Genomic DNA, 20,433 nt, shown 5'->3' on the forward strand with positions numbered 1-20,433 from the left:
TTAAGATGACCGTAGACCACTAAGATAACAACTGAATTATAGTTCCGATGCTACTATTGGAAGTAATCTGGAATCTTCGAGTGAGGCGGTCCTATGCCCGGCATTTTTAAGATAGGCCTCACTTTGGGCAAACGCTACGAAAACATCAACAGATTCATATTCAACTAACAATACGGCGTCCCAACCTTTATTTTCCGGACCTATCAAGAAATCTCCACAGCTGCCATAAAACTTAATGTTACCGCCAGCTTTCTTCATTACTGGAAGGGTCAATTCCAAATACTTGGCATAGGCTTCCTTTCCGGAAATCCTTTCCTTTGCCTGCGGCATCCCTGTTCCAGAATACTCGGCGATAGGCTTAAACTTCACTAGATTCAGCATTGTTATGGGACCCTTTCCTTTAAACTGTAGATAGAATTCCTTTTGCGATTCGTCCGTTGGTCCAATATATGTTTTCAAAGGTTTTGATTTTAATAGGTTCAAAGTTTTAAACCAAATGCATCCTAGTACAAGATAACCCTTTCATCGGTTTTCTTTGAATATCAGGTAAATAAATCCGAATCGGTAAAATTCCAATTGACCTAGGTTGCTACTAGCTAGCTTTTGTTACTTCAATTTGTTCTCGTATTTCCCCAGTGTATTCCAGATGGAATAAAACTCATCTACACCACCGGAATTGGAAACGGAAGTATTGATTATTAAAATTCGTCCAATTTTTGTCTCCGGATTAAAGAACATATAGGTTGCGATCCCGGGATCCCCACCCGTATGGCCAATGTAACCTCTTGGCGTAAATCCCATAAAGATTCCCGTATTGTACTCATCATCATAGTCATCCTCTTCGTCCCGTTCCGGAAAACTGCCCGCTGGCAATTGCTCCCTAAAGAGTTCATCGTAACTCTCTTTTTGCAACAAAGTTCCCCCGCCAGAGTGACCCTTAATCAATTCAGAAAGATAAATTCCTAAATTATTACTGCTTGTTATTAATCCTCCATCGGGATACGTTATCAGGGAATACCATGGAATTTCGGTTTTTGGATCGGAATAAAGTTTGGAATGTTGGGTCAAATCGATGTTTTCAAAGGCCCACCCGGAGGACGACATTCCCAAGGGTTCCAAAATATGTGCTTTGGTGAATTCGCTGTACGGTTTTTGAACGGCGATTTCCAAAATTGCGCCGGCCAAAGTGGCCCCAACATTGGAATACTCATAAATTTCTCCGGGCTTGTTTTGGGAAAACCCATCCTTCCCATACCATTCTCCCTTCTTGGAAAGTACTTTTTCCAGAAAGTCGATCATAGGCATATGAGAGTCCGGAGCGTTGAAATTCTCATTCAATTTTACAGAATCCGGATTCGATTTCTCCTGTTCATCCTTAAGCACATAAGCTTTGGCGTTGTAAAAATCCGTATCCAAAATAGTAGATGTATGTGTTGCTAAATGCCGTATCGTAAGGGGCAGTTTAGGGTAATTTGGATTGTTCACCTTAAAGGGAAGGTATTGATTTATAGGGTCGTCCAAATTCAATTTTCCCATTTCTTGTGCCTTTAGAAGTGCTATTCCAATTAATGTTTTGGAGACCGAGCCAATATTTTGAATCGTGTTTTCGGTATATGCCCTTTTGCCTTCCATATCAGAGAATCCTATTCCTGCTTCATATAAAATCCCGTCTTGATTCACCAGGGCAACCCCAAAGCCGTTGATAAATCCGGCTTCATGAATTTGATTCAGTTCACGTGTCAAGGAGTCCCGAGTACTTATTTGAGTATCTTCTTGAGCTCTTTCGGAACTCTTTTTCTCCTGACAAGAAAGCACAAGGCCCATAAAAAGTATTAAAACTAGTCTATTCATATTTCTGATTTTAGTATACGGATAAAGGTTAAATTATTGAACCTGCCTACAGTTGCAAAGAAGATCAATCCTTTTATTAGCTGCGATATTTTTTACCATTATCTTTAATTTCTGTACTTGTCATGTGAACCTTCGCCAACGGGAATTTCTCCCATACTTTTCTCAATTCTTAATTCCCTTGTTTTGGATTACTTCGGTGCGGTAAAATTCCTTGATAGCCAAGTTACATATAGTTTCACCTATGGTTTTGCACAGTAGGATAAGCTTTTTCCTTTTGAATATCAACATTTTTAATACCTATTTTTTGATGCGATACACCGTTGAATAGGTCTTTGCGCCGATAACTATATTTTCCGAATTCATCCTTGAACGAAGTTCTTTTAAAACCGTCTGGTAAAGATCGTCTTTTCCAAAAGATTCCAATAGCAAGTTGTAATTGTCTTTGGAAGACAACAATAGGTGTGAAATATTTGATATGGAAATTTCCAATTGCAAATTCCCTTTGAACTCCTTTTCCAATTTTATATGTTCTTGATTTAAACCGTTGAAGTTCACTTCGTGATCGTAATGTGAATCTTGTTCAAGCGAAGGTTCTAAATTTAGCCTTTTAAGTATAGTATCCAAGGATAATTCAAAATCATAAATGATTGTCCGGGAATTGTTCTTGCCCACTCTTATAACCTCATCCAGCAATTGTTGGGATTTTCCATAATACAAGGAACCGGCAAAACCAATAAGGTCAAAGCAGTCATCCGAAAAGTTGAAATCTTGTCCATTATAGTAGCTATAGGTTATCCTGGGGTGTTGAATTGATTTTTCCAACATTTCTCTGCTCGGTTCAATCCCCATCACCTTTTTGCAAAAATGGGTCAATGCAATGGAAGATTGTCCCGTTCCACACCCCACGTCCAACCCAAAGGAATGCTGTACGCCTTCTTCCAAACATTCCTTTAAAATCGGTAAGTGTAACGAAGGTCGAAAAGCTGAGTAATGGAATGCGGTAATTTGGTCATATTCGCTGGCCATAGTCATCGGGCTTAGGTTTTAGGAATGTTTTTGTTTCATTGAGATTCTGTGAATGTATTAAACCGCAGTTGTGATTAACAATGACCAAAACAATAAAAAGAAAATAATGGATACAAAATATCCGAAATAAGGGGTCCTCGGACACAATAATTTCTTTAGACATTAAGTGACTTTTCAGCCTTTAGTAGTGCTAGAAAAGTAAATTATCCAATATCAGATCCGAAATAGAGACCATCCCGATATATTCCCCATTTTCCTCCACCGGGGCCATCCGGAACCCGACTTTCATCAACAGACTGGCCACATAGCGCACCTCCATATCGGCCGGAACACTGATGACCGGTTTGGTCATGATCTCGAATACGTTTACTTCCTCGGAAGTTTTGTCGGGAATGATGACGCCTTTGATCAAATCGTGTATCACCACAATGCCATAGGCATCCTGCGGGTGACGCTTTTTAACGATCAAGGCTTCAACACCTTCTTTGCGCATGACATCAACGGCCTCCTTGGCCGTGGCCATCCCGTCTATTAAGACCACTCTTTTGGTCATGACGTCCTTGGCCCCTTGAAATCCTCTTTTTGTATCCATGTTTGCTCTAGTTTATACTTAATCCGTATTTCCCTAAATTACGGAATGTCTTAAAAATACTTGTCCCTCGCCTGATCTTTAAACTTCTTCATCTGACTTTCCAAACCGGCAATGTGTTCTACCGGTAAAACAAAGGCGATCCCCGTTCCGGGTTTGTCGAATTTTCCGGCCTCCCGGATAACCTTTAGAAGATTTTCCACCACGTGTTCCTCTACCAGAAACACGATGATATCCGTCTTATCCTCGATACTAAGTCCAAAAAAGGACTTCGCTTCATGAATTCCCGTACCTCTGGCCGGGATAATGGTAGCTCCGGTAGCTCCGGCCTCTTTCATAGCATCCACAACATCATCACAGATATTGGGTTTAACAAAGGCCATAATCAATTTAAACTGCATCTTTCTCCATTTTAATTTTTAATACTCTATTTTTTAGGCTCATAAACTGGGCATAGCCCAATACGGTTATTATGGGGAACAAGCTGGCAAAAGCGATAAGGCCAAATCCGTCCACAGCGGGATTCCTACCGGGTACCGCAGTGGATAATCCTAATCCAAGTGCGGCCACCAAGGGCACTGTAACCGTGGAAGTGGTGACCCCTCCGGAGTCATAGGCTAACGCAATAAGTCGTTTGGGCGCAAAAATAGTCTGGACAATTACGACCATATACCCTATCATAATATAAATGAACAAGGGTGTTCCGGTTACTATTCGAAATGTCCCCAGAGCCAGGGCAAAGGCAACGCCTATAGCCACGGTAATCCGTAGTCCCCAAGGGCTGATGGTCCCGGCGGAAACTTCGCCGGCCTTAATGGCCACAGCTATAAGGGATGGCTCGGCAATGGTTGTTGAGAACCCGATCAGCGCGGCAAAAATATAAATCCAATAATACGATTTCCAATCGGTCAACGCATTTCCGCTTGCCTCAATAAAAGCGGGATCGGACAGTTGGGTCGCCATAATTTTCCCTAAAGGAAAAAGGGCCTTTTCCAATCCCATAAGGAACAAAGCGAGTCCTAGTACCACATAAACCCCTCCCAACACAACTTTCTTCAAATGGGGTATTGGTTGCTTTAAGACGAACCATTGAAAGAAAACGATCAATGCTATAATAGGCAGTACGTCCCTAAGGGTATATATAAGGATCCATACAAATTCCATCATAAAATCGAACATAGGCTACGTTTTAGCTAAAACCAAAATAATCCATACGCCATAACAAAAACCATAGGCAAAAGTGATGCAAAGGCAATAAGGCCAAAACCATCCAATAAGGGGCTCCTACCTTTAATAACGGTGGCCAGACCAACACCCAAGGCCGTGACCAATGGTACGGTTATGGTAGACGTGGTGACCCCACCTGCATCATACGCCAGACCGATGATTTCCTCAGGGGCAATAATGGTCATTAACATCACCAGCACATAGCCCCCTATAATCAGGTAATATAAGGGCCAACCCTTAAGAATACGCAATACGCCAATAACAATGGCCAGACCCACAGAAAAGGCAACTGCCAAACGCAGGCCAAAGGCGTAGGTTTTCATGGTATTTTGATTATTCTCGATCAACCCGGCGTCCGAGGATATTATTGAGGCTTCCTTGGCCACTGCTATCAGCGCCGGTTCGGCTATGGTGGTAGAAAAGCCAAGGGCAAAGGAAAAAATTAACAACCAAAAAAGACTTCCCTTCTTGGCCAAGGCATATGCCATGGCCTCCCCGATAGGAAACAATCCGATTTCCAACCCTTCAATAAAAAGCATTAACCCGATGATAACGAACAGAATGCCTATAATAACTTCACCAATTTCGGGGAAGGGCTGTTGAATAACAACGGTTTGAAAAAAAACGACCACTACAACTATCGGAATCAGATCCGTAACCGCCGCCCATAGCTTTTTTGATATGTCCAGAATATAGGCCTTATACATGAAGCTGTTTCCATTTTGCCCAAATTCCTTTTATATTCATATCCCACTAAAATTGTCCTGTAGTTATATGATTACTTATATTCAAAGACCCTGCATATCAACCTGGAAATTCCATGCTTCAATTATTTCTTCCCCACCTAAATCTTAAAAAAGGAATCCACGAATTCGTACTTGTTAAAAACCTGAAGATCTTCCATCCCCTCACCTACACCAATATACTTAACGGGAATTTGAAATTGATCTGAAATACCGATAACTACACCTCCCTTGGCGGTTCCATCCAACTTAGTGACCGCCAACGCAGTTACCTCGGTAGCTTTGGTGAATTGTTTAGCCTGTTCAAAGGCATTCTGTCCTGTGGAACCATCCAATACCAATAAAACTTCATGCGGGGTATCGTCCACCACTTTTTGCATTACTTTTTTCACCTTGGTCAGTTCGTTCATTAAATTCACTTTATTGTGCAAGCGGCCGGCGGTATCTATTATGACCACATCGGCTCCTTGTGAAACCGCGGAACTTAAGGTATCAAAAGCTACGGAAGCAGGATCACTGCCCATTTTTTGTTTTACTATGGGTACATCTACCCTATCCGCCCAAACCTGCAGCTGGTCTATGGCCGCGGCTCGAAAGGTATCGGCCGCACCCAATACTACTTTTAATCCCTGCTTTTTAAACTGGTAGGCCAATTTTCCTATGGTGGTGGTCTTGCCTACACCATTGACCCCAACGACCATGATAACATACGGTCTTTTGTCCATGGGGATGCTGTATTCCGTTTCTTCCCCGGTATGGGTCTCGGAAAGTAGGTCGGCAATCTCTTCCCTAAGAATAGTATTCAGTTCATCGGTCCCCATATATTTATCCCTGGCCACCCTGGCCTCAATACGCTCAATGACTTTTAGGGTGGTATCCACGCCAACATCGGAAGTCACCAAAACCTCTTCCAGATTGTCCAATACATCATCATCTACCTTGGATTTACCGGCAACGGCCTTGCTCAATTTTGAGAAAAAATTCGTCTTGGTCTTTTCCAGTCCCTTGTCCAGCGTTTCCTTTTTCTTGGCAGAAAATATGTTTTTGAATAAGCTCATATGTCCTATAAAATGCTTTTGTCAAAGATATGAAAGTAAATGGCGTAAACCCAAGGGAAAGTCTTTGGTTAAAGGTAAGAAACCACCTGTTGGAGAGGTTTTAAGTTAGGTACTAGGACAGACCAAAACAAATCCTAGGTCGGAAAATTGATACTATCGGAAGGAAGGTAACGGTCTTTACCATCAAATTACAATGCACTCGACCATTTGAAGTTTGGTGTTGGTCATAAAAAAAGCCGTCCGCAAATTTGCGGACGGCTTCTTTATATGTTTGGAAATTTCGTTACTTTTTCGCAATCCATTCATTTACCATTTCCGGTGGCATAACGGATTCCACAAAAGTATAGGCCCCGGATTTAGGTGATTTTACCATTTTTATTGCTTTGGTCAATCTTTTAGAACTGGATTGTAAAGTTGCTACCGTTTTCTTTGCCATGACTCGTATTGTATCTTCTCTTCCGTTTTGCGGAAATTTACTTAATTTCTTTATGAACTGTAACCTTCCTTAGGATTGGATTGTATTTTTTGATTTCTATCCGCTCTGGAGTGTTCTTCTTATTTTTTGTTGTGATGTACCTTGAGGTACCTGGAACACCTGAATTCTTGTGCTCCGTACACTCTAAGATTACCTGTACCCTATTTCCCTTCTTTGCCATTGTCTTACTTTATAAATCCTTGCGCCTTAGCTTCCTTTAAAACAGCGGAAATCCCTTTTTTGTTGATAGTCTTCAAAGCCTTGGCCGAAACCTTCAAGGTAACCCAACGGTCTTCCTCAGGGATATAGAAACGCTTTTTGGAAAGGTTTACGTTGAACCTTCTTCGCGTCTTGTTGATGGAAAACGAAACGTTGTTTCCGAACATTGCCCTTTTACCCGTAATTTCACAAACTTTTGACATTGCGCTGGATTTTCTTTAAACAGGGTGCAAATTTATATCTTTTTTACGGTACGGACAAAATTTAGTTCAGATTTTTAAAATTTCTTTCTGAAGCAATTCAAGTGCCTTATGGACAGACTTTTGAACGATACGTTCCCTATGATTCCCCATATTGAATTTTTCCGCAAAAACATGCTCTGGGGTGGCTATGGCAATATATACCGTCCCGATCTCCTCATCCGAATCCCCTTTTGTGGGACCGGCATTTCCGGTAGTAGCAATAGCAAAATTAGCCTTAAGCAAGTGTTTTACGTTTTCGGCCATGATTTTAGCGACTTCACCGCTTACTACTGAGTGTTTGTCTATACTATCCAGGGGTACCCCAAGTACATCCATCTTGGTTTCCGTGGCATAGCTCACCACACTTCCCTTAAAATAGGCCGAGGCTCCAGGTATACTGGTCAATTGTTGGGCAATCTTTCCCCCGGTAAAGCTTTCGGCGGTGGCTAATGTCAGCTCCTTTTGGGTCAATAATTTGGCAACTACCTCCTCTAGGGTCTCTTCATCCTCGGTGCCGTATAGAATATCTCCGATCAAAGGATATAGTTCCTGGGATGCCTGCTCAATGGCATCTTCCAGAACTTTCTTATTTGTCCCTTTGGCGGTTAATCGCAATCGGACTTTCCCTAGGTTGGGTAAATAAGCCATTTTGATAAAGGACGGGAGATTTTCTTCCCAAGATTCAATTTTCTCGGCAATTGCACTTTCCCCCAGACCATAGGTTACCAAAGTTTTATGAATGATATAGGGACGCTTGAACTTTTCTACGATTTTTGGGATTACCTCGTTCACCATTAAATTTTTCATCTCAAAGGGAACTCCCGGAAGTGAAATAAAGGATACCTCATTGGATTGCATCCACATCCCTGGAGCAGTTCCGTGGGCATTATGTAATACCATGGCTTTGGAAGGCACCCAGGCCTGCTGTCTATTGATATCCGAAATGGGAGTGGAAATATATTTGGCGAATAAATGTTCAATATAGGCCAAAACCTTCGTGTCCTTGACCAAAGTATCCTGGAAAAATTCGCAAAAGGCTTTCTTGGTGACATCATCTTTAGTTGGACCCAATCCACCAGTGACAATAACAACATTTGCTCTTTCCTCGGCCTCCCCTAGTGCTTTTATGATGTGGTCGTTATCGTCCTGAACCGAAGTTATCTGGAAAACGGAAACCCCAATTTTGTTCAGTTCCTTGGCTATGAAAGCCGAATTGGTATCTACTATTTGGCCAATGAGAATCTCATCGCCAATGGTAATGATTTCGGCAAGCATTATAGACCAAAGTCTTTTTTAAGCTCGGAGACTACCTGATCGATATCCTTTTTAAGAGAGGGAAAGATTCTCTCGATCTCAGCCATATTAGCTTCTTTCTTTCCTAAGGTCTCTATTTCCAAGGCAGCGGCCCTCGTCTGTTCCATACCCAAGAGGTCTACATTGGGCTTTATTTTATGGGCCAATTTGTACACCTGGTCATAGTTTCCTTGTTTCAAGGCACTTTGTAAAGCTTCCAAATCCTGGGGCACTTCGTCCAAAAATACTGAAATGACGGAATTGATGAAATCTTCATCACCTTCGGCCATTTCATTGATTTTATCTAGGTTGTAAATCATCTACTTAATTTTTACGGAAAATAGTTCCTGCCCCTCCAATACTCCCGAAAGATAGTCATTTGCCTGAATTCTTCCAACACCGGCCGGAGTACCTGTAAAAATTACATCCCCTTTTTTCAGCATAAAAAACTCGGATGCATACGAAATAAGTTCATCTATCTTCCAAAGCATCAACGCCGTATTTCCCTTTTGTACTTCCTCCCCATTTTTGAAAAGTGAAAAACTCAGTTCATCCAAATCTTTAAATTTGGCCTTCGGCAGCCACTCGCCAATGACGGCAGCCCCATCAAAGCCCTTGGCTTTTTCCCAAGGTAATCCTTTTTCCTTTAACCGGGCTTGTAAGTCCCTAGCCGTGAAATCAATTCCCAGACCTATTTCATCATAGTAGGTATGTGCAAATTTCTTATGGATATGCTTTCCAACCTTCTTGATCTTCACCAATACTTCAACCTCATAATGTACATCATTGGAAAAGTCCGGTATGTAAAAATCCTGCTCCTTGGGCAGTATGGCCGAATCCGGTTTAATAAATAGTACTGGAGATTCAGGTTTTTCATTGGCCAGCTCCCGGATATGCTCCGTGTAGTTTCTACCTATACAGATGAGTTTCATTGGGATCAGGTTTTGTTGTTTACTGAGTTATCAGAGTTATTGATTTAATAGGTTATTGAGAGTTACTGAGTTATTAAGTCAATGGACGAAAGTTCAAAAAGTATGGAAGTTTGTAAATTTATATTGCTGAATTTCTTTCACTGCGTACAGTACATTGCTACTTTATCCCAACTTGGAATTAAGGCTTTTAAGTCGTATGCCCGTCAGTACTTTTTTGGTATATAAGGGAAAATCTGCATTCTGAATCCATCCGAAATAACCTGGTTCCTGTTCCAAAACATCCAATACTTTTTTACCTCTGTGTTTTCCAAAAGAAAAGACCTCCTCTCCATTGTCATCCAAAGCAATGAATCCTGCAAAGTCCACCATCTTTTTATGTGTGGAGAACTCTGCCAATTTCTTCACATCATTCTCCAATTCCGGGTAACGCTCCAATTGTGACAGTAGGACTTCATAGGTGGCTTGGGTATCCGCCTCGGCACTATGGGCATCGGTCAATTCCTTATCACAATAAAACTTATAGGCAGCGGCCAAAGTCCGTTTTTCCATTTTATGGAAAATGGTCTGTACATCTACCGAAACCATATTTTTCATATCAAAATCTATTTCGGCCCTGAGCATCTCCTCGGCCAACAAGGGAATATCGAAACGATTGGAGTTGAATCCGCCCAAATCACTGTCCTTGATCATACTATAGATCTCTTTGGAGAGCTCTTTGAACGTAGGCTCATTGGCCACTTTTTCGTTGGAAATACCATGAACGGCAATAACTTCCTCGGGAATCTTCATTTCGGGATTTACCAACCAAGTTCTACTTTCCTTGTTCCCATTGGGATGTACTTTCAAAATGGAAATTTCCACTATCCTGTCCTTCGCCACATTGGTGCCCGTGGTCTCCAAATCAAAAAAACAAATGGGTTTTGTGAGTTTTAATTCCATATTTGGCAAAGATAGCCATAGATTTTCCCATGAAGATAAATTACTAAAAATTTATTCCAAAGAATGTGAGAACAGCCATGGCAAAAGCTCGGGTTCCACAAAGGCATTTTCCCAGCTGTTGTGGTTTACATCTTCATAGGTAGTAAATTTGACCTCTCCCCCCACCTTTTTTAAAGCGGCGGCCATTTTTTGGGAATGTTCATAGTCCACTACCATGTCGGAATCTCCGTGAAAAAGCCACAGGGGTGTACCTACTAGTTGGGGAGCGGTATCTGGATGGGCGCCGCCACAAATGGCGAAGGCTGCGGCAAATGTCCCGGGATTTCTTCGTACCAGCTCCAATGTTCCCATACCGCCCATAGATAGTCCGCCCACAAACATTCTTTTGGAATCTATTTTATAATTTTCCGTAATATTTTTTAACAATCCTTGAAGCGATTTCATGGCCGAAGTAGGTTCGCCATCCGGATAAAAAGTAAAGGTAAAGAAGAGAAGAAACTGTTCCTTTTTTACATTCGCCCAGTATCCATCCTCCGGACATTGGGGAAAGACAACAATAGCCGGATATTCTTTCCGGATATCCTCTTGAAGAAATAGGTCCGCACCATAGCTCAATTGGGACTCGTTATCATTTCCTCTTTCCCCTGCCCCATGGAGTACCAATACCAGGGGATATGCTTTATCCTTGTCATAGTCTTTCGGCAATAAAATACGGTAGGGAAGTAGGCCGTTCCTGTCTTTGAATTCCATCTTTTGATAAGCGGATACATCTTGATCGGACTTCTTCGGCCCACAAGAAACTACTAGGACTATACAGAGTATTAGAAAACGTCTCATTCCGGTCTAATTCACTATAAAGATACCCAATGAAAGTTATAATCTGGTATTGATAATATTATTGAAGGCCGAACCAAAAGTATAGCTTAAACCAAATCCGAACCCTAGTTCAAAGTCCGTGGCAATTTGCCGTTGCTGCAATAATACATCCTCTATAGAGGCATCCCCGGCAGGTAGGTTGATCTGATCTCTGATAATTTCAAAATCCCCGGAAAAACTTATGGCCAGACCTTTAAAGACCCGTATGGAGAACCTACCAAAAAGTTGTATCCTATTTTTTTCAAAATCGTCCAGAAAGGTAGAGCCCCTTAAGCGGGAATAGATATTGCCCCAAGGCTGCCTATAACGCACCTGTACATCCAAGGAATGGTTGAAGATGCCTTCTTGCATCTGTCCGAATATAGTAGGTTCTATATAATCGTTGTGGAAATATCCAATTTTATAGGCAAAGACAATTTCCCTACGCAACACCTCTCGGTAGGGGAATATATTGTACTCGATTGCAGGTGTGAAGTAATACCTAAAATCGAGATTGGTGAACGTATCGTGCCGTGCACCTCCAAAAATACCCGCAGACCAATGGTCAGATAGACTTCTAACAATACTTCCGGCACCCGAATAACGAAAACGCTCACTGGTAAAGGTCTCATCGTCTCGTTCAAACTCGGCATTGGCCTGATTCAACTGTAGGTCGGTCCTTATACGCCAATTTTCCGTAACATGGTCGCTCTCAAAACCAACTTCATATTCAAATTCCCTCCTGCTGGTTTCCCTATCCAGGTCAGCTTCGCCATATACTTCAAAAATCCAATTGTTCCAGGGATCATCAAAATCGATATCCTGCTGTTGGCTCAGTCCTTCCGCTGTTATTTTATAATCTATCTTTTCGGCCAAATCAGACTGTATGAGATATACCAGAAGACCCGATTTCACAGTTACTACCAGGCCGTTGCGTACTTCATCGGCAGTCATGTTTACATTGGTATCATAGGAACGTTGTGCCAAAGTACCTTCATATGCGCCAACTCCTTCAAATTCTAATTTATAGGTACGTCCACCACTCCCATTGGCAATATCATAGATAAAAAGATTTACATTGGCCAGACCTTGGTCACGAACATGATCCACAAAATTGATCTCCTGCCGAATATAGCTTCGCTCGCAACTACATTCGATAAAGAGTTTGATTCGGCCTTTTGCCTTGGTTTCTTCCTGTGAAAAACTGGTTTGGAACAAAAGGAAGGTAAATAGGGTAAAATACAGAAATCTCCAATTTCTATGGAGGCAATACTTCATTCAAAAATGTCTTTGGTGTTTGGTAAAACATCAAAGATAAGGGTAACCACAGAAAAATAGAACCGAAAAATGAGGATTGGGTGATAGGAATGATTTAAATGATGGAACTATAATTCCCTGTTTACATCCCAACTTTCCAAATAATCGGCCACTGCTTTTGCAAACATGCTGCCCAAAGCCCCGTTCACCACTCTATGATCATAGCTGTGGGACAAATACATTTTACTGCGTATTCCTATGAAATCGCCTTCATTGGTTTCAATTACGGCGGGAACTTTTCGAATGGCCCCCAAAGCCAATATTCCTACCTGGGGTTGGTTGATAATTGGGGTTCCAAAAACACTTCCAAAAGTTCCCACATTGGTAACCGTGTAGGTACCTTCCTTGATCTCGTCCGGTTTCAAAGCATTGTTACGTGCCCTATTGGCCAGGTCATTGACCACTTTGGCCATACCTACCAAATTCAATTGGTCCGCATTTTTGATGACAGGGACAATAAGGTTGCCATCTGGAAGGGCCGCGGCCATACCGATATTAATATTCTTTTTCTTGATGATTCTTTCCCCATCTACGGAAATATTCATCAACGGGTATTTTTTTAACGCTTTGGCAATGGCTTCTATAAAGATTGGGGTGAAGGTCAATTTTTCTCCCTCTGCCTTTTCAAAGGCATCTTTTACTTTCTTACGCCAATTTACAATATTGGTTACATCAACCTCTATGAAACTCTGTACATGGGCAGCTGTAGAAACACTCTCCACCATATGTTTGGCGATCAATTTGCCCATTCGGGACATTTCGATGACCTCATCCAAACCATTGGACTGCACGGTAGACACTTCATGCTTCTCAATAGGCACTGCAGTATGAGGTCTTGAAGGCTCCGGTTGTGGTTCAAGGTCAATTTTTTGAACGTCTTTTTGTTTCCCGGATTTTCTGTTTTCAATGTAGGCGAGAATATCATTCTTGGTTACCCGTCCTTCTTTTCCAGTACCATTTATTGCTTCCAGTTCTTCAATGGAAATACCTTCTTCTTTGGCAATATTCTTGACCAATGGGGAATAAAAACGTTCCGATGTACTGTAATCCTTTACAGGGGCATCCACAGTTTCTCGGGCCACGGATATCATGTCCTCCGCTATAGCTACAGCTTCTACCGGAGCTTCATTTTGGGCATCCTCCAATTCTTTATTGATACCATCCGCATCACTTATATTGGTCTCTGAGGAAGGGTTTTCTCCGTTCACCTCTATAATGGCAACAGTTTCCCCTACTTTTATGATCTCGTCAACAGTGAACAGTTTTTCCAGAAGAACGCCCTCTACCTCACTTGGTACCTCCGAATCCACTTTGTCCGTCGCTATCTCAAAAACCGGCTCATCCATTTCTATGGAATCCCCAACTTCTTTTAACCAAGTCGTCAAGGTAGCCTCCGCCACGCTCTCCCCCATACGAGGTAATTTTAGCTCAAACTTTGACATATTATTATTCTACATGCTTATTTTATCCAATACTTTGCAAAAATATCAAAAAAAGTATCCAATCTTTAGGTTTAACGCATAATCCGAGGAAAAAGATTAATTCGCTTTTAAGGAACCTTCAAATGGAATCCGGTTCAAAATACTACGCCCCAAAGTAATCTCATCCGCATATTCTAATTCATCCCCTACGGCAATACCCCTGGCAATCGTAGAGGTTTTTATATCCAATCCCTCCAGTTGCTTGTAGATATAAAAGTTAGTGGTGTCGCCTTCCATAGTAGAACTCAATGCAAAAATAAGTTCCTTTATTTCTCCCTGCTTTGCCTTGTCCACCAACGAATGAATGTTAAGGTCTTGTGGGCCTATTCCTTCCATGGGGGATATTTTACCGTCCAAAACGTGGTAGAGACCTTTGTATTGCCCTGTATTCTCCAAGGCCATGACATCACGGATATCTTCAACGACACACACCAAGGTCCTGTCCCTTTTGGGATTGGCACAAATCTCGCACAAGACAACATCGGATATGTTATGACAGTTCTTGCAAAACTTTATCGAATCCTTGAGGTTAAGTAGCGCACTGGACAAATTGACCGTTCGTTCATTGGGCTGTTTCAACAAATGCAATACCAATCGCAATGCAGTTCGTTTACCGATACCGGGCAATTGCGACATTTCATACACCGCGTTTTCCAAAAGCTTGGATGAAAATTCCATAACCACAAAATTACATACTATTTTTACTTTTCGTACTTTGCCTTTAAATTATTTCAATGACCGCTAGCCACATTCTGCTTCTGATAGGGGCCTATTTTATACTGTTATTACTCATATCCTATTTTACGGGCAAAAACGATTCCAACGATGATTTTTTCAAGGCAGGAAGGCAATCACCGTGGTATTTGGTGGCCTTTGGAATGATAGGCGCCTCATTGTCCGGGGTTACCTTTATTTCTGTTCCAGGATGGGTGGAAGACTCCCAATTCAGTTATATGCAGGTGGTCTTTGGATATCTGGCCGGCTATTTTGTAATTGCTTATATATTAATGCCCATATACTACAGGCTTAACGTTACCTCTATCTATGAGTATCTAAAACAACGTTTTGGGACTACCAGTTACAAGGTGGGGGCTATCTCTTTCTTTGTATCCAGGGTTCTGGGCGCCTCCTTTCGTCTGTTCTTGGTGGCCATTGTACTGCAGCAATTTGTTTTTGACGCGTGGAACGTGCCTTTTGAACTCACTGTGGTTCTTTCCATTTTACTTATTTGGATATATACCTTTAAAGGAGGTATAAAGACCATCGTTTGGACAGATACGTTGCAAACCCTATTCATGTTGCTTTCCGTTGGATTTTCCATTTATTTCATCAATCAAAAATTAGATTGGAGCTTCGCCGAGTTTTTGGCTTCAGAAGAACTGAAAGAGTATAATAAAGTATTGTTCGTGGATGATTTCTTTGGTAAGACGCATTTTGTAAAGTCCTTTTTGGGCGGTATATTCATTACCATTTGTATGACCGGGCTGGACCAAGATATGATGCAAAAAAACCTCACCTGTAAATCCTTGAAGGATGCGCAAAAAAATATGGTATCCTTTAGTTTGGTACTTATAGTCGTAAACTTTGCTTTTTTACTTCTCGGAGCCTTATTGTTTATTTATGCAAACAAGTTTGATATTGCAACCCCTTTAATGGACGGTACCCCAAAATCCGATCTTCTCTTTCCTGAAATTGCCCTGAACAGCGGTTTGGGAATAATCGTGGCCATCACCTTTATGTTGGGGCTCATCGCAGCTGCCTATAGTAGCGCGGATAGCGCCCTAACCTCATTGACTACCTCCTTTTGTGTGGATTTCCTGGGTATTGAAAAAAAACCGGAGTCCGAACGAAAAAAAGTTCGTAAACGCACCCATATTGGAATGAGTCTGCTTTTGGTCGTAGTTGTCATTATCTTTAAGCACATCCTGGATAGAAATGTTATTGATGGTCTCTTAACGGTTGCAACCTATACCTACGGCCCACTTTTGGGTATGTTCACTTTCGGGATTTTTACCAAATACCAAGTAAAGGACAACTATGTTTGGATCGTTGCACTTATCTCCGTTGGGTTAATTTACATTTTTGGGAAGATACCATCGGAAAATTTGGGAGGCTACCAAGTAGGTTATGAATTATTACCAATCAATGGCATTTTGACTTTTATTGGACTATGGTTTTTACGGGACAAGAAAGCATAGGAGATATTTTCATTGATAAACGGCAAAAAAATCCGGTGAAATACCTATTGACGGATGTTAAAGTTAAGTCCGAAAATTCCTGTGAAAAATAACTGAATTTTTAATATTGCCCCGTAGCCAATAAAACCAAGGTACAGGCTACCTCCACCTCTATGCCATTGTCCCTAAGTAGCTTATAAAATTCCGGGTTCTCCGTACCAGGATTAAAGATTACCCTTTTCGGTGCCAATTTCAGAATTTCCCCGTAATACTCAGGCTGACGGCTTGCACCTATATACAAAGTTATGGTGTGAATATTTTGAAAATCGGTTAATTTGGTCTTAACTTGTACGCCAGAAATTTCCCCAGGTTCTCTTCCAAATGCTTGAGTTACTATATCGTTTTCGATAAGCCGATTTACGGCTAGATTGCTGTAACGGTTTGGTTTTAAAGAAGCTCCGAAAACAAGTGTTTTTTTCATAAGTTCATATTGGGGTGTTAAAATTTATTCGATTTGTTACTTTTCCAAAAAAAAAATCGTCTAACAATAATGTGCAAAAATCACTCTAAATACAATTTTGGTCATCGATGAGGCTATATGTTTATAGTTAATGGTTAGTGTTTAGTATGGTTGAATCGATGACAGAAACCCTGACGGAAACGTCAGGGTTTTGTGTTTTATTACGTCAAGAAAATTATTTTTTCCTTCAGCCATAAAGGACAAAGATAACGGTTTCAACATACTGCATAGGAGCAAAATACAGCAAATAAAAACCATGGGCATACTTACTCAAAAGAAGTTAAAGAAACGTTAAAGGAATGCTCTTGGGTAACATAACCTAATTTCTGTCGTCCACTTAGGTAACATCAATCATCTATCCACTGTAAGGTGGACAAATCAAAAAAAACGAACAACCATGAAAAAAGTATTGCTGCTTTTAGCAGTGTTCCTATGTATTACTACGTCTGCCAATACCCCACCGGAATCGGACTTAAGAATCGGCAGCGTAACCGGCAAGATTATAGATAAGGCCTTACAACAACCCATTGCCTATGCCGCAATAGTAATTAAAACGCAGGATGGGTCTAACGACAAAACAGGTGGGATTACACAAGAGGACGGCACCTTTGAAATAAAGAACCTACCCGAGGGCGACCTCATATTCGAGGTACAGTTCATCGGATACAAAACACATTCCCAGCAGATAACAATTTCTAAAAAGGATAGAAAGCTAAATCTAGGCACAATTGCGCTGGAAGAGGAGGCAGAAGAACTGTCCAATGTAGAAGTAGTTGGCGAACGCACCACGATAGAACAGAAGATAGATCGTAAGGTAATCAATGTAGGCAAGGATCTCACGACCATGGGACCTACAGCTTCCGATATCATGAGCAACATACCTTCCGTAAATGTAGATCAACAGACCGGGGAGCTTACTTTGCGGGGAAATTCCAATGTACGGGTCATGGTCGATGGGAAATTGTCCAATGTTCCCGTTGCGCAATTATTACGTCAAATTCCGTCCACTTCCATAAAGTCTATCGAACTTATAACAAATCCTTCGGCCAAATACAACCCGGAGGGCATGAGTGGTATCATTAATATCGTGTTGCATAAAAATGCGAATATTGGTTTTAATGGCACCATAAATACTGGTCTTACCGTAGGCATAGAAGCAAAATTCAATAGTTCCCTAGACTTGAACTACCGAAATGGAAAATTTAACCTATACGGCAACTATGGCAATAATATTGGTAAATATGTGAACGATGGCTTTATTTTTAGGGATGAGGAAAACTCCGAACAGATTTTTGATTTTTTCGACAACAACAAATCGCATCTATATAAATTAGGGGTGGATTTTTATCTGAACGATAAGAATACCATTTCCTTTTTTACCAATCAAAATATATACGACGGAAAATTTAAGGGAGTAACCGATGTCATCTACTATGATGAGCTGAGTAGAAATACTACTCAATTCTTTGACAATGTGCAGGAGAATTCCAGTGAGCAATACAATTTTGATTACAAAATGGAATTTAAAAAAGAAGGGCACAATATAGAATTGGAAGTAGACTACAACCGATTTAAGAATGACGAGGATGCCAATTTTAGTTCCACTGGTACTACCGTTTTTCCGGATTATATGGATTTTGTGGATACAAAGCGTACACAGACCATAGCCAATTTAGACTATGTTAATCCGCTGGATTCCATATCCAAACTAGAAGTGGGAGTGGAAACACGTCTTTTTGAGACCAACGTAGATTACGCTTCAACGGGGTTGTCCTTCAACTCTGCCGGTAACCTTATACCCACACCGGAAACCGATTTTGTCTACGGAATGGATATATATTCGGCCTATGTCACGTTTGGACAGAATCGCGAGAAATGGTCCTATCAAATAGGTGCGCGCATAGAGGATGTGGAAGTTAAGGCGGATACCAATAGAATACGAGCTTTTACGGATAATTACACGCAAATTTATCCTTCCGGTTTTTTGACCTATACGCCCACGGAAAAAAACCAGTTTCAACTTAGTTTCAGCAGACGCGTTGACCGACCTGGGTTACAACAAGTGAACCCTATACGGGAATGGGCCACACCATTGATATCTTCTTTCGGCAACCCTAGCTTGGTACCCCAGTTTACAAATTCTATGGAAGCGAATTATACCCGAAGAATGGAAAAAGGAAGTATTACAGCAGGAGTCTTCTATAGGACCATTGCCGATGAAATCAATAGAGCGGTGTATGTAGACCGATTAGACCTGAACAAATTGATACTGACCTTTGATAATTTTGACAATACTTCTGCTTATGGGGTGGAGATATCCAGCAATTATAAACCTACCAAATGGTGGAGTATCAACGGAAGCTTTGATCTCTTTTCGCAAACACAACGTGGAATTACAGAAAGCCTTTTAACCGATAACTCTTCGGCCACCGAAGATGACATTGTAGTGGAAAAGGTAGAAGTGGAGAACACGGCATGGAACTTTCGTATGAACAATAGTTTTAAAGTTGGTAAAAAACTTACCCTGCAATTATTCGGTTTCTATAGGGGAGAAAACCAGAATATTCAATTTTTGGTGAAGCCTTTATATTTTGTAAATACCGGGGCACGGTACAGTTTTGCCCAAGGCAAGGGCACTTTTAGCCTCAATTTCAATGATGTATTCAATACAATGCGTTTTGCCTTTGACGGGGAAAGACCTTTTGTACAAAATGGTCAGTTTAACTGGGAAAGCCAAACGGTTTATGCAGGGCTTTCCTATATGTTCGGAAGTGGAAAGAATAGGGCCGCACAGCGCAAAAGAAGGGACAGCAATACCAAACAAGGCAGTGGAGGAATCCTATAAAGGAATATTGATAGAGCCGGTGCCAGAGGGATTGGTTGGTTAAACTCTGAACGCTGGTCTATCAATAGAAGAAACCCTGACTTTAAAGTCAGGGTTTTGTTTTACTTAATAACGTTGGTAGTGTGACCATCCAAACTGATGGTATTTTTCTTTTCCCTATATTCCTTTAAACCTTCCTCGCCCCGTTCCTCTGCCCATGCTGCCAATTCCTTCCTTTGCTGTTTATAATCCATTAGGGGAACCCCAAAACCACAGGAGACTTGGACAAGTTCAACTTGCATATCGATTAATTGCCTGGCACCTGCTATCTCTGGAAAAAAACCAATGTTTTCTTCCCATAAGTCGTCATACTGATGATATACCTTGGCAGAGCCGTAAAGTCTAAGAATCATTGGTGGGCCTTCAAAGGCACAGAACATTAGGGTCATTCGCTCATTATACAAAAGATGGGTAGCCGTTTCATTCCCACTGCCTGTAAGGTTTAACCAAATAACCCTATTTTCATTAATGACTTTAAAAGAATCCAATCCTTTCGGGGAAAGGTTTATGTGGCCATCCTGCATTGCGGTTGCGACAAAAAATAGCCGTTGATTTTTAATGAAGTTAATTAATCTTGGTGTAAGCCGTGACATCCGCTTTCCCAT

23 protein-coding genes are annotated in these 20,433 nt (G+C 41.3%); 2 read left to right on the plus strand and 21 right to left on the minus strand.

Annotated features, from left to right (window positions below; genetic code table 11):
* Positions 1-36: 36 nt before the first annotated feature.
* The 19 genes from D7Z94_RS23095 to recR all read right to left on the minus strand — a co-directional run bounded on the left by D7Z94_RS23095 (position 37) and on the right by recR (position 14,925).
* Positions 37-459 carry a DUF1330 domain-containing protein gene (locus D7Z94_RS23095; protein ID WP_120714070.1) on the minus strand — a complete coding sequence of 141 codons (423 nt, stop codon included), beginning with the start codon at positions 457-459 and terminating at the stop codon, positions 37-39.
* 147 nt (positions 460-606) lie between these two features.
* Positions 607-1,851: a serine hydrolase domain-containing protein gene (locus tag D7Z94_RS23100; protein WP_245967286.1), complete on the minus strand. Its 1,245-nt coding sequence runs from the start codon at positions 1,849-1,851 to the stop codon at positions 607-609.
* A 297-nt stretch (positions 1,852-2,148) separates the two neighbouring features.
* Entirely contained in the window at positions 2,149-2,877 is a 729-nt protein-coding gene (locus tag D7Z94_RS23105) for a class I SAM-dependent methyltransferase (RefSeq protein WP_158594712.1), read from the minus strand.
* A gap of 190 nt (positions 2,878-3,067) precedes the next feature.
* Positions 3,068-3,469 carry a CBS domain-containing protein gene (locus D7Z94_RS23110; RefSeq protein WP_120713995.1) on the minus strand — a complete coding sequence of 134 codons (402 nt, stop codon included), beginning with the start codon at positions 3,467-3,469 and terminating at the stop codon, positions 3,068-3,070.
* Positions 3,470-3,519: 50 nt separating this feature from the next.
* A complete protein-coding gene (locus tag D7Z94_RS23115) occupies positions 3,520-3,867 on the minus strand; it encodes a P-II family nitrogen regulator (RefSeq protein WP_120713996.1) in 348 nt (115 codons plus the stop codon).
* Positions 3,857-4,645: a DUF1538 domain-containing protein gene (locus tag D7Z94_RS23120; RefSeq protein ID WP_211341848.1), complete on the minus strand. Its 789-nt coding sequence runs from the start codon at positions 4,643-4,645 to the stop codon at positions 3,857-3,859. Before D7Z94_RS23120 ends, D7Z94_RS23115 begins: the two co-directional genes overlap by 11 nt.
* A 14-nt stretch (positions 4,646-4,659) precedes the next feature.
* On the minus strand, positions 4,660-5,400 hold the full coding sequence (locus D7Z94_RS23125; RefSeq protein ID WP_120713997.1) for a DUF1538 domain-containing protein: 741 nt from the start codon (positions 5,398-5,400) through the stop codon (positions 4,660-4,662).
* Positions 5,401-5,537: 137 nt separating this feature from the next.
* Complete coding sequence (ftsY, locus tag D7Z94_RS23130) at positions 5,538-6,494, minus strand: signal recognition particle-docking protein FtsY (protein WP_120713998.1); 957 nt, start codon at positions 6,492-6,494, stop codon at positions 5,538-5,540.
* A gap of 283 nt (positions 6,495-6,777) precedes the next feature.
* A complete protein-coding gene (locus D7Z94_RS23135) occupies positions 6,778-6,930 on the minus strand; it encodes a DUF4295 domain-containing protein (protein WP_120713999.1) in 153 nt (50 codons plus the stop codon).
* Positions 6,931-6,967: 37 nt separating this feature from the next.
* Complete coding sequence (rpmG, locus tag D7Z94_RS23140; protein ID WP_120714000.1) at positions 6,968-7,150, minus strand: 50S ribosomal protein L33; 183 nt, start codon at positions 7,148-7,150, stop codon at positions 6,968-6,970.
* A 4-nt stretch (positions 7,151-7,154) separates the two neighbouring features.
* Positions 7,155-7,391, minus strand: coding sequence for a 50S ribosomal protein L28 (rpmB, locus tag D7Z94_RS23145; protein WP_120714001.1), 237 nt, complete (start codon positions 7,389-7,391; stop codon positions 7,155-7,157).
* A 66-nt stretch (positions 7,392-7,457) separates the two neighbouring features.
* Positions 7,458-8,705 (minus strand): competence/damage-inducible protein A, encoded by a 1,248-nt coding sequence (locus D7Z94_RS23150; RefSeq protein WP_120714002.1) that lies wholly within the window; start codon positions 8,703-8,705, stop codon positions 7,458-7,460.
* Entirely contained in the window at positions 8,705-9,043 is a 339-nt protein-coding gene (locus D7Z94_RS23155) for an Hpt domain-containing protein (protein ID WP_120714003.1), read from the minus strand. Before D7Z94_RS23155 ends, D7Z94_RS23150 begins: the two co-directional genes overlap by 1 nt.
* Positions 9,044-9,655, minus strand: a complete 612-nt coding sequence (locus tag D7Z94_RS23160; protein WP_120714004.1) for a fumarylacetoacetate hydrolase family protein — start codon at positions 9,653-9,655, stop codon at positions 9,044-9,046. It lies immediately after the preceding gene.
* A gap of 162 nt (positions 9,656-9,817) precedes the next feature.
* Positions 9,818-10,594, minus strand: coding sequence for a 3'-5' exonuclease (locus tag D7Z94_RS23165; RefSeq protein WP_120714005.1), 777 nt, complete (start codon positions 10,592-10,594; stop codon positions 9,818-9,820).
* A gap of 51 nt (positions 10,595-10,645) precedes the next feature.
* The gene (locus tag D7Z94_RS23170) at positions 10,646-11,431 is read right to left on the minus strand and encodes a carboxylesterase family protein (RefSeq protein ID WP_120714006.1); all 786 of its coding nucleotides are present in this window, start codon (positions 11,429-11,431) and stop codon (positions 10,646-10,648) included.
* A 36-nt stretch (positions 11,432-11,467) separates the two neighbouring features.
* Positions 11,468-12,727 carry a DUF481 domain-containing protein gene (locus tag D7Z94_RS23175; RefSeq protein ID WP_120714007.1) on the minus strand — a complete coding sequence of 420 codons (1,260 nt, stop codon included), beginning with the start codon at positions 12,725-12,727 and terminating at the stop codon, positions 11,468-11,470.
* A gap of 107 nt (positions 12,728-12,834) precedes the next feature.
* The gene (locus tag D7Z94_RS23180; protein WP_120714008.1) at positions 12,835-14,208 is read right to left on the minus strand and encodes a dihydrolipoamide acetyltransferase family protein; all 1,374 of its coding nucleotides are present in this window, start codon (positions 14,206-14,208) and stop codon (positions 12,835-12,837) included.
* 96 nt (positions 14,209-14,304) lie between these two features.
* Positions 14,305-14,925 (minus strand): recombination mediator RecR, encoded by a 621-nt coding sequence (gene recR / locus D7Z94_RS23185; RefSeq protein WP_120714009.1) that lies wholly within the window; start codon positions 14,923-14,925, stop codon positions 14,305-14,307.
* A 56-nt stretch (positions 14,926-14,981) separates the two neighbouring features.
* Between recR and D7Z94_RS23190 the strand changes: the two genes are divergently transcribed.
* Positions 14,982-16,445: a sodium:solute symporter gene (locus tag D7Z94_RS23190; RefSeq protein ID WP_120714010.1), complete on the plus strand. Its 1,464-nt coding sequence runs from the start codon at positions 14,982-14,984 to the stop codon at positions 16,443-16,445.
* Positions 16,446-16,545: 100 nt separating this feature from the next.
* On the opposite strand, the gene D7Z94_RS23195 is transcribed toward D7Z94_RS23190, so the two are convergent.
* The gene (locus D7Z94_RS23195) at positions 16,546-16,905 is read right to left on the minus strand and encodes a CoA-binding protein (protein WP_120714011.1); all 360 of its coding nucleotides are present in this window, start codon (positions 16,903-16,905) and stop codon (positions 16,546-16,548) included.
* A gap of 436 nt (positions 16,906-17,341) precedes the next feature.
* On the opposite strand from D7Z94_RS23195, the gene D7Z94_RS23200 reads away from it, so the two are divergent.
* Positions 17,342-19,789: a TonB-dependent receptor domain-containing protein gene (locus D7Z94_RS23200; protein ID WP_120714012.1), complete on the plus strand. Its 2,448-nt coding sequence runs from the start codon at positions 17,342-17,344 to the stop codon at positions 19,787-19,789.
* Between the two features lie 101 nt (positions 19,790-19,890).
* Here the strand turns inward: D7Z94_RS23200 and D7Z94_RS23205 are convergent, their stop codons facing one another.
* On the minus strand, positions 19,891-20,433 hold the full coding sequence (locus D7Z94_RS23205; RefSeq protein WP_120714013.1) for a pyridoxamine 5'-phosphate oxidase family protein: 543 nt from the start codon (positions 20,431-20,433) through the stop codon (positions 19,891-19,893).

It is taken from the genome of Ulvibacterium marinum (assembly GCF_003626755.1).
Taxonomy (GTDB): Bacteria; Bacteroidota; Bacteroidia; order Flavobacteriales; family Flavobacteriaceae; genus Ulvibacterium; species Ulvibacterium marinum.

What these genes read in the sequence shown, in the direction of transcription:
- D7Z94_RS23135 (WP_120713999.1), bottom strand. Translation starts at nt 6,930, where the DNA reads ATGGCAAAGAAAACGGTAGCAACTTTACAATCCAGTTCTAAAAGATTG.
- D7Z94_RS23180 (WP_120714008.1), bottom strand. Translation starts at nt 14,208, where the DNA reads ATGTCAAAGTTTGAGCTAAAATTACCTCGTATGGGGGAGAGCGTGGCG.
- recR (WP_120714009.1), bottom strand. Translation starts at nt 14,925, where the DNA reads ATGGAATTTTCATCCAAGCTTTTGGAAAACGCGGTGTATGAAATGTCG.
- D7Z94_RS23120 (WP_211341848.1), bottom strand. Translation starts at nt 4,645, where the DNA reads ATGTTCGATTTTATGATGGAATTTGTATGGATCCTTATATATACCCTT.
- D7Z94_RS23125 (WP_120713997.1), bottom strand. Translation starts at nt 5,400, where the DNA reads ATGTATAAGGCCTATATTCTGGACATATCAAAAAAGCTATGGGCGGCG.
- rpmG (WP_120714000.1), bottom strand. Translation starts at nt 7,150, where the DNA reads ATGGCAAAGAAGGGAAATAGGGTACAGGTAATCTTAGAGTGTACGGAG.
- D7Z94_RS23150 (WP_120714002.1), bottom strand. Translation starts at nt 8,705, where the DNA reads ATGCTTGCCGAAATCATTACCATTGGCGATGAGATTCTCATTGGCCAA.
- D7Z94_RS23165 (WP_120714005.1), bottom strand. Translation starts at nt 10,594, where the DNA reads ATGGAATTAAAACTCACAAAACCCATTTGTTTTTTTGATTTGGAGACC.
- D7Z94_RS23200 (WP_120714012.1), top strand. Translation starts at nt 17,342, where the DNA reads ATGAAAAAAGTATTGCTGCTTTTAGCAGTGTTCCTATGTATTACTACG.
- D7Z94_RS23170 (WP_120714006.1), bottom strand. Translation starts at nt 11,431, where the DNA reads ATGAGACGTTTTCTAATACTCTGTATAGTCCTAGTAGTTTCTTGTGGG.
- ftsY (WP_120713998.1), bottom strand. Translation starts at nt 6,494, where the DNA reads ATGAGCTTATTCAAAAACATATTTTCTGCCAAGAAAAAGGAAACGCTG.
- D7Z94_RS23195 (WP_120714011.1), bottom strand. Translation starts at nt 16,905, where the DNA reads ATGAAAAAAACACTTGTTTTCGGAGCTTCTTTAAAACCAAACCGTTAC.
- D7Z94_RS23175 (WP_120714007.1), bottom strand. Translation starts at nt 12,727, where the DNA reads ATGAAGTATTGCCTCCATAGAAATTGGAGATTTCTGTATTTTACCCTA.
- D7Z94_RS23115 (WP_120713996.1), bottom strand. Translation starts at nt 3,867, where the DNA reads ATGCAGTTTAAATTGATTATGGCCTTTGTTAAACCCAATATCTGTGAT.
- D7Z94_RS23160 (WP_120714004.1), bottom strand. Translation starts at nt 9,655, where the DNA reads ATGAAACTCATCTGTATAGGTAGAAACTACACGGAGCATATCCGGGAG.
- D7Z94_RS23155 (WP_120714003.1), bottom strand. Translation starts at nt 9,043, where the DNA reads ATGATTTACAACCTAGATAAAATCAATGAAATGGCCGAAGGTGATGAA.
- rpmB (WP_120714001.1), bottom strand. Translation starts at nt 7,391, where the DNA reads ATGTCAAAAGTTTGTGAAATTACGGGTAAAAGGGCAATGTTCGGAAAC.
- D7Z94_RS23105 (WP_158594712.1), bottom strand. Translation starts at nt 2,877, where the DNA reads ATGGCCAGCGAATATGACCAAATTACCGCATTCCATTACTCAGCTTTT.
- D7Z94_RS23190 (WP_120714010.1), top strand. Translation starts at nt 14,982, where the DNA reads ATGACCGCTAGCCACATTCTGCTTCTGATAGGGGCCTATTTTATACTG.
- D7Z94_RS23100 (WP_245967286.1), bottom strand. Translation starts at nt 1,851, where the DNA reads ATGAATAGACTAGTTTTAATACTTTTTATGGGCCTTGTGCTTTCTTGT.
- D7Z94_RS23205 (WP_120714013.1), bottom strand. Translation starts at nt 20,433, where the DNA reads ATGGGAAAGCGGATGTCACGGCTTACACCAAGATTAATTAACTTCATT.
- D7Z94_RS23110 (WP_120713995.1), bottom strand. Translation starts at nt 3,469, where the DNA reads ATGGATACAAAAAGAGGATTTCAAGGGGCCAAGGACGTCATGACCAAA.